The organism is Youxingia wuxianensis (genome assembly GCF_014385085.1).
Lineage (GTDB): Bacteria > Bacillota > Clostridia > Oscillospirales > Ruminococcaceae > Youxingia > Youxingia wuxianensis.
In genome coordinates, this window is sequence record NZ_JACRTD010000015.1 from 1 (window position 1) to 7410 (window position 7410).

At 38.3% G+C, this 7410-nt stretch carries 11 protein-coding genes; 2 read left to right on the plus strand and 9 right to left on the minus strand.

The window, feature by feature from the left end:
- The 8 genes from H8705_RS13285 to H8705_RS13320 form a co-directional block, all read right to left on the minus strand.
- Nucleotides 1-218: hypothetical protein (locus H8705_RS13285; protein WP_262396274.1), on the minus strand; the 218-nt coding region annotated here is incomplete at its 3' end.
- A 19-nt stretch (nt 219-237) separates the two neighbouring features.
- Nucleotides 238-1902, minus strand: coding sequence for a hypothetical protein (locus H8705_RS13290; protein WP_262396275.1), 1665 nt, complete (start codon nt 1900-1902; stop codon nt 238-240).
- The gene (locus tag H8705_RS13295) at nt 1903-2385 is read right to left on the minus strand and encodes a hypothetical protein (protein ID WP_262396276.1); all 483 of its coding nucleotides are present in this window, start codon (nt 2383-2385) and stop codon (nt 1903-1905) included.
- Nucleotides 2378-2941: a YmfQ family protein gene (locus H8705_RS13300; RefSeq protein WP_262396277.1), complete on the minus strand. Its 564-nt coding sequence runs from the start codon at nt 2939-2941 to the stop codon at nt 2378-2380. The genes H8705_RS13295 and H8705_RS13300 overlap by 8 nt, the downstream gene beginning before the upstream one ends.
- Entirely contained in the window at nt 2941-4020 is a 1080-nt protein-coding gene (locus H8705_RS13305) for a baseplate J/gp47 family protein (RefSeq protein WP_262396278.1), read from the minus strand. Before H8705_RS13305 ends, H8705_RS13300 begins: the two co-directional genes overlap by 1 nt.
- Entirely contained in the window at nt 4013-4393 is a 381-nt protein-coding gene (locus H8705_RS13310) for a DUF2634 domain-containing protein (RefSeq protein ID WP_262396279.1), read from the minus strand. The genes H8705_RS13305 and H8705_RS13310 overlap by 8 nt, the downstream gene beginning before the upstream one ends.
- Before the next feature lie 13 nt (nt 4394-4406).
- Nucleotides 4407-4775, minus strand: a complete 369-nt coding sequence (locus H8705_RS13315; RefSeq protein WP_262396280.1) for a DUF2577 domain-containing protein — start codon at nt 4773-4775, stop codon at nt 4407-4409.
- Complete coding sequence (locus tag H8705_RS13320) at nt 4775-5737, minus strand: XkdQ/YqbQ family protein (RefSeq protein WP_262396281.1); 963 nt, start codon at nt 5735-5737, stop codon at nt 4775-4777. The genes H8705_RS13315 and H8705_RS13320 overlap by 1 nt, the downstream gene beginning before the upstream one ends.
- 423 nt (nt 5738-6160) lie before the next feature.
- Between H8705_RS13320 and H8705_RS13325 the strand changes: the two genes are divergently transcribed.
- Both H8705_RS13325 and H8705_RS13330 read left to right on the plus strand, forming a co-directional pair.
- Complete coding sequence (locus H8705_RS13325) at nt 6161-6373, plus strand: helix-turn-helix domain-containing protein (RefSeq protein WP_262396282.1); 213 nt, start codon at nt 6161-6163, stop codon at nt 6371-6373.
- Nucleotides 6374-6493: 120 nt separating this feature from the next.
- Entirely contained in the window at nt 6494-6934 is a 441-nt protein-coding gene (locus H8705_RS13330) for a DUF4429 domain-containing protein (protein WP_262396283.1), read from the plus strand.
- 155 nt (nt 6935-7089) lie between these two features.
- Here the strand turns inward: H8705_RS13330 and H8705_RS13335 are convergent.
- Nucleotides 7090-7410, minus strand: a 321-nt coding sequence (locus H8705_RS13335) for a hypothetical protein (RefSeq protein ID WP_262396284.1), incomplete at its 5' end; no start/stop codon positions are given.

The window sequence follows — 7410 nt, forward strand, 5'->3', positions numbered from 1 at the left end:
CTTTCCAGGGTTAAAACTTCCTCTTTTCTTAACTGCATGATTATTTCAGGAGACCTTAACCGCTGTTGAAAAAATAAGATTGTTCCATTTTTTATTTTTCCTATGACATATTCATAAGTATCAAGATCAAAATCTAAGTCGTGTTCCGCACAATTATCCGAAAACGGAGTATTGGATTTTTCTAAAACTAGTCCATCTTCTCTATAGTTATAGTACAAAATATCCACCCCCTATCTGTTAGAAAGAAAATTTAACATACTGATTAACCGAGTTATACAAAGTTTGGTCTTTTAATATCAACTCATATTCTGTCGGAGATTTTCTTTTAAACAAATAAGTAGAGTATTCATCACTGCTAATTTGTTTTCCGCTAACTATTACGTATTCTCCATCATCTGAAATTGCTAAGCTGTAGCCATTGGTATAAGCTTTATTAATAACGAAATAAAAAGGAATTTCCCAATAAGTATTTAAATCCCTATTTGTCAAATCAAATACTCTCAAATATCCTCCATTTGTATTATAATTACAACATGTTGCCAGATATCTGTCATTATTTGATACCGCCGTACTAATCTTCATATTGGTGTTTGAGACAGTGTGCGTTTGCATTGTGAGCATGTCTCCCAAAACTCCATCAACATAGAACCTGACATTTAATTTATTTCCTGTTTTATCATATCCATAACAAAATGTTCCCCCAGGGGATATGTATTTTATAGGGTCAGTGCTCGTAGAAGTGGAAAAGATAGAATTAAAAGTATTTAAATCCGGGTTATAAACATAAAACGTTCTAGTTCCAGCATTACTTCCATCTTCTGTACCACCAAAAAATTTATTTTTGTCATTGCTGAAATTCCAATAGGTATTATTTCCATTAGATGATATTGTCGGATTTCCCACATAATCTACAGTAGTTGAAGTTATGTTATAATACCTAGCTGATTTAGCTTTGCTATCTAAATTATATGTTGTTACAACCATAGCATCCGCATTAGGTGAAAAAAACCAGCAATCAATATTTGAAAGTGTTGTTGTTACTGTATTTTGTGTATACGTTTCGTTTTCTAAATCCAAAGAGATTATTTCTGTGGTAAAGTTAGAAGTAGTTTTATCGCTAACATATACTATTTTAGTAAAGTCATCATTGATTGCACATATTAAGTTATAACCATCTTGCTCAGAATGACCTTTAACAGTTGCGTTAACTGAAAACCAACTTTGTAGTTCCACTACACTTCCAGATAGCTTATATAGTTTTAAGTAAGGCCCACCGCCATATTCTGAGTAAAAAACAAACATATACTTTAAATCCGAGCTCATTTTCATATATATGGTAGAGATGTTCTTATCAGTAGGATATGTAAAATTACATGATAATTCATCTGAAATTAGTGTATATGTTGAATAGTTCCAATTGGAAGCCCCATACAAAAACTTTAGCGAATTACTAACTACCACCCATTCTGTCCCATTCCACGCATAGGCATCTAAGTAATCAATCCCTCCGTTGAGCAGTAAAGAGATTTTAGGATAGAAGTGCTGCGTAGAAAAATTATCTGTTAAAGAGCTTTGCCACGGCAAACTTGAACCTTCTGTTTCTGCCTTCTGAACTACATCCATCGGAAAGTATTCTAAGTTTGTTTTCTTTTTTAACGACGCACTTAAAAAGGAATTATTCATACTTTGCGGCTGAATTATCAAGGTTCCGTCCGTATAATTTAACCTGATTGTGTCATCCACTACAATATTTGTTATTTGTGACGCACGTTCATCATCCAACGCAATCCATAAATGTCCTACCGCCTCAGGCGTCGGTTCGGTCATCTGGATAGAAAGAGGAAAGTTGAATATGTCTAATTTCTTCCCCCCGGTCTGTCCAGTCAAATAGCCTTTTGCCACTTATCTCACCGCCTTTATTTGTATATTGATATCTACTCCAGGCTTATCTTCAAAACAAGTAAAAGTCACTGATCCGCTAGCAGTATCCGCCTCATTCACCATATTCCAGGCTTCGCACTGTGCAATCTTTTCGTCATTAGTGCCAGTGTAAGCAGGGCCAAAAATTGGGCTGTCTGTCTCTCCTATCCCCTCTATGCTCACCGTCTGAGTATAGGGCGCTGTTTGGCTCCACCCTGCGGCGGTGAGGGTTGCCGTGTAGACGGCGACTGTAGCCGCACCGATCTCCCCCGGCGTGGGTGTCCAGGTATCCGGTCTCGCCCCTACATCTGCAGCGGTCAAAGAGATATCAGAGCTCAACGCTTTATTGTTAATTTTTCTGGCAGTTGGTACTGCATTGGTGTTAATCTCCGTAAACTTTTCATTAAATCCAGCCCTATTTACTGCATCGTTTCCGCTGGTATATAAAGATACAATATCACTCAACCCAATCACCTCTTTCAAATTGATCCCATGTCAACGCTTTTGCATCTAAACTATCAAAAGTAATATTTAAACTGTCTAACTCATCCCATGTCAAAAATAGATAGGAGATATCTATAATCAAATTTGCGGGGATAATATCATATAAAGTAGCATATAAAGGCGTTAAATCGGAAACTCTGCTTTGCCCGCGGTACTTGACTGTCAGGGTAAAATCGGAAACAAACACATCAACCTCAAGCCCCATATACGCTTGTATGATCTCTTTAGCCGTGACAAGATTGATGGGCGGTTTTGTCATAAGTCTTGCCTTTAATGCTTCTTTCCTTGCTTTTAGCGTACTGTTAAGCGGAGCGGTAACCCCCAATATTTTTTCCCATCTTGCTACCCCTGTTTCATCTGAATGGGAGATCGACTTGTTGTTTACAGCTTGCTTAATGTCAGCTAGGAGAGCGTTCATCTCTATGTTAATTACTCTATCCAGCGCTGTAACCTCAACTAGGTCTTGTAGTTCTTCTATCAGAAAACTTTTATATGCTGATGGGTCATCATAAAACATTAGACGGCCACCTCCGTAACTGCGATAGTTCCCACTGTAGGCACTTGATACGTTGCGTAGGTCTTTGTAAGGATAAGATTTGAAGAACTTCCATTCATAGTCACTGTGCCTACATCTATAATACTTTCATGGCAATTAAGGATGTCCGCTACAAGTTTGGCGTAAAATACAGTTTCTTCTGTAAAGCCAATATTTTCTATGTAATTAGTAATCGTACTCTCTACTATGGGCTTGATCACATCGAAACTACTCCCAGTTTTAATCTTAATTTCTGCCGATACATTAACAGTAAGATCCACAGATGTTTTAACTGTTACTGTATGTCCAATAGGCGCGATGCCGTCTCCGTCAGTGCCCATAAGTGTCTGCACCTTGCTAATTAGCTCTGCGGTAGCTTTATTCCCTTGTTCATCTCCAATTACAATTCCGACGTTTCCAGCCCCCTGGGATACTGCGGTGAATACTTTAACTGCCCCAACGCCATCAACCGCAAGTGTTTTTTGCTCATAATCCGCGATATTGCCGCCGTATGGGGTCTGTCTTACCGCCTCGTAAAACCTCGCTCTTAGGCTTTCATCCGTCTCCTCATCTCTCGCAGGAATTAACGGTTCGGTTATAAGTGTCGCGTTTGCTAACCCATTAATGTTGTCAACGGGCAAGATTGTCCCGCTATACAAATTTCCAGATGTACCCAGTTGCTCGCAAGTTGCTTTAAATTGTCCGGTTGTTATTTTTTCTGTAATTTTAAAGGTAACATCATTAATAGCAAATCTGCTGTTTAACGGCACATCTATTGCCGTATCATTTTTATCAAAAGTATTAATCTGTCTTAATGCGTAAGTAGCCTGTTCTCTGTTTATCCCAAAGTCATTAACAACTCTATCTAACCATTCTCCTTCCGCTGTATCAGCAAACAATAGGTCAAACATATACCCAAGCATATAGTTTTGTTGCGCTATCATAAAAGCTGTTGGAGATAAAGTATCATATATAACGCTTCCCTCTCGTTTGTCCGTATCGTCCGGTACAAGATCAAGCATTTCGGACAGCAGCGAGTTATATTCATAGTTTTCAGCCAACCGCAACGCTCCTTTCTATTTCAGTTTCTCCAAAAATAGTAACTGCTGTAAAGGTTATTTTGGCCTCTTCCCGATCAAAGGTAATGGTAAAGTCTTTGATATCCTGTATTCGATCATCTTCTAGCAATGCCTCTGTAATTCTGCGCTCAACATCCCCCTCAATATACGACTTGCGCTTTCCTATTAGTCCCGCTAACTCTACTCCGTAGTCCCCTGAATAAATAACGTATTGATATCTCTCCGTACTTAATATTAAATAAATAGATTGTCTCACTGCGTCCAGCCCGTCAATCTTTCCCTCGATATGGCCGTTATGTATGCGATATGTTTTCGAGGGTTTAAAACTCGCAGTATCCTGGCCATAGGTTTTCAAAACACTAATATTATCACACCCTATCTATAATGGAGTATTTTTGTGCTCCTTTTTTTTGGATAACCGCCACTCTATCCCCTGCTGTTAATCCTGTTTTGATGGTCACCGGGACATCTGTTAATTTAATGCTTTCTATTGTAATTTCTTCCCCCTGGCCATCTTTGGCCACAATTTCAAACCCTTCTGAAATATCCATTGATAATAGGCCGCTGATTGTAAGTAGGCTGGCTGGGATATCAATCATATCTGCATCTACCGGTACTGGTTTTCCATCAAGAACCAATCCCGACCCATTATAGGTAGCGTATACAATATCAGACAGCTTTTCATTTTCTATTGTGTCTAATACTATTTTTTTAATTTCCGTTGCGAAGTCTGGCATTAATACCACCTTCCAAATACCAAATTCATAGTCATTGTGTGTTGGCTGCGCTCAAATTTATGTGTTACGCTGTCCACAATAGCCCACATATTAAGATTTGCCTGGGAAATTTCAATTTTTACACCGCTTCCGCCGAATACTCGGACATCTCCAATGCTATCTACCTTTAAGGTTTCCGTTTCCTTATTTTTTAAAGCTAAAAGCATGTTGGCTCTCTCGGTAATTTGGGCGGCATTCATGGCCGAGTCTACCTTTTCATAAAGCATCAATTTCCCCCATTTACCAATATTTGAGCTATCTTCCGCAATATAGACCTCTCTTACGCCGGCATCTTTATTATCCGCCGCTACTTTTACATAGTTATATGTATCATCGTCAATTGACAAAGAATAATCGAAATCAGTAGCAAGGCTATTATCTCCAATGATAAGAGGAAGTCTTAAATCCAAGGTGTCCCTGAGATCAAGCGCGCCAAAATTATCCCTTAAAGTATAATAATAGGAATTAGCCACCAGATTATCCTGTATACTCTGGTATAACATATCCAAATAGGTTTTATTATCAAACAGATATTTACTCAGTGGTATCTCGGTACTGTCAATCTGGCCTATTCTAATCCGGTCTCCTATCGTACCCGCTACGACATTTAAAAAGCTATCAAGCGGTTCTATCTGTCGCATCAGGCTGTTTTTGGCCTTGAGATATCTTAATTGATCATATGCGGTACATTTGTATGTCTGCTTGCTTATCTGGGTTTTAAATAAAAAACCGTAAAATATATTAGCTCCATTGTAGGTAAAGATAACCGTTGAACCATTTGCGAAAAGTTTGCCTTTTGCTGTTGGATACTCAAAAGTAAAGGTTGAAGCTCCGTTGTTCCAGTTTGACTGATATTTTATATTTGTCGCTACCGCGGAAACGTCCGCATTATCTACCAGTAATATGTTTCTTCCCCCTTTCATAAAAAATCACCGCCAATCTATTCAGACTGACGGTGAAATGATTATGCGATTTTTCAAGTAAAACCTCCTGTTGCTTTTTCTTTTCCTTCCGGGTATAATGGAGGTAGCAAGGGAAAGGCTTGTGAGGGCTTTTCTTTGTGCCTAGTGGTTAGCCGTTACGACCGGTTAGCCACTTTTTATATGCTTCCCAGTAGGCTTTGCGCTCTGCCGGGCTTAACTTTTGAAAGTCTCTAAACTTCATTCGCAACCCTCCTTTCTCTGGTTGCTCTCTCCCTTGCTACAATTATATTATACACGGATTTCCGTATATATTCAATTGACAAAACATCCAAATATTCACGGATTTTAATGTATATTTTGTTCATTGATTTCCGTGTATGTTTATGATATCATAATTGTAGAAGAAACAAGGGAGGTGTCATTGTGCCAATAGAATATGATAAGCTATTTTCCCTCATGAAAGAAAAGGGGCTAACGACATACCGCATTCGCAAGGAGAATATCATTTCCCAGTCGGCTTTACAGAGCCTTAAAGACGGCAAGAGCGTAACAATCGAAACCATTGAAAAACTTTGTAAGGTGCTAAACGCTCAACCCGGCGACATCATGGAATATATCCCGGAAGAAAAAGAATAGAGATTTTACAGGGCGGTCATTTTTGACCGATTTATTTTTTGCCAGTCTGAATATTTGGTTGTCAAGGTGCATTGTAAATTCTTTCCTGCTGTGGTATTATCGGGGTAGGAGGTGGTTATTATGGTAAAAGGTGTGAATGGCCAAATTGATATTATCGATGATAAAGTGGTTATCACGAGAAAAGGCCTTTTAGCTAAAAGTGTTGGTTTTTTCAAAGGTGAAATAGAAATCCCCATATCCAGCATTACTTCCGTTGAGTTTAAAATGCCCTCCTTCGGTTCTGGAGGATACATACAATTTATATATCCTGGGTGTAAAAAAGTTTTACCACATTCAGATAAAGCTATGGACGAAAACACCGTTCTATTTAATAGGAATATGGCTAATGGTTTTCTATCATTAAAACAAGAATTGGATAGATTAATTAGCAACTCAAAATGCAAAAATATTTCAGAGGATTTTTATGATCAGATTGAAAAATTAGCCTGCTTAAGAGATAAAGGAATTTTGACAGAAGAAGAGTTTCAAAATAAAAAATCCTCTATTCTATCAAAGTTGTAATTATTTTTATAATGGCGTGGCTTCTAGCCAATCATCATTATAATGACAGTGACCATACATACACTATAGGGTTTACATACGATGAAGAAAATAAACCGACGGTTGTATATGTCATGATAGATGATAGTATCACACTTGATGACCGTTAATTAAAATTAGCGCCACTCTTTTTTCCCATTTATACTATCTTTAATACTTTTACCTGTATTTGCAAACCATTCGTCTATTGCGTTGCTCATGGCCTGGAAAGACCTCTTATTGTCCTGATAATGGGCTGCGACTGCCATAGATGGTTTGTAGCCTTGGTTTGCATACTCGGTTATACTCGTTCTGACTGGAGGCCCCAATGGGACTACATTAGGATTGTTCGTATATTTTATTCTTTCTTTTCCGTCCGGCCAATAATATGTATAGGTTTGGTCTTTGCTTAAGTCTTGCGGAAACGGCCCATATACTATATCCGTTGATACGTCGGT

Bases quoted from the DNA above. Each gene is read 5' to 3' on its own strand.
- H8705_RS13300 (WP_262396277.1), bottom strand. From the start codon at position 2,941: ATGTTTTATGATGACCCATCAGCATATAAAAGTTTTCTGATAGAAGAA.
- H8705_RS13315 (WP_262396280.1), bottom strand. From the start codon at position 4,775: ATGCCAGACTTCGCAACGGAAATTAAAAAAATAGTATTAGACACAATA.
- H8705_RS13320 (WP_262396281.1), bottom strand. From the start codon at position 5,737: ATGAAAGGGGGAAGAAACATATTACTGGTAGATAATGCGGACGTTTCC.
- H8705_RS13330 (WP_262396283.1), top strand. From the start codon at position 6,494: ATGGTAAAAGGTGTGAATGGCCAAATTGATATTATCGATGATAAAGTG.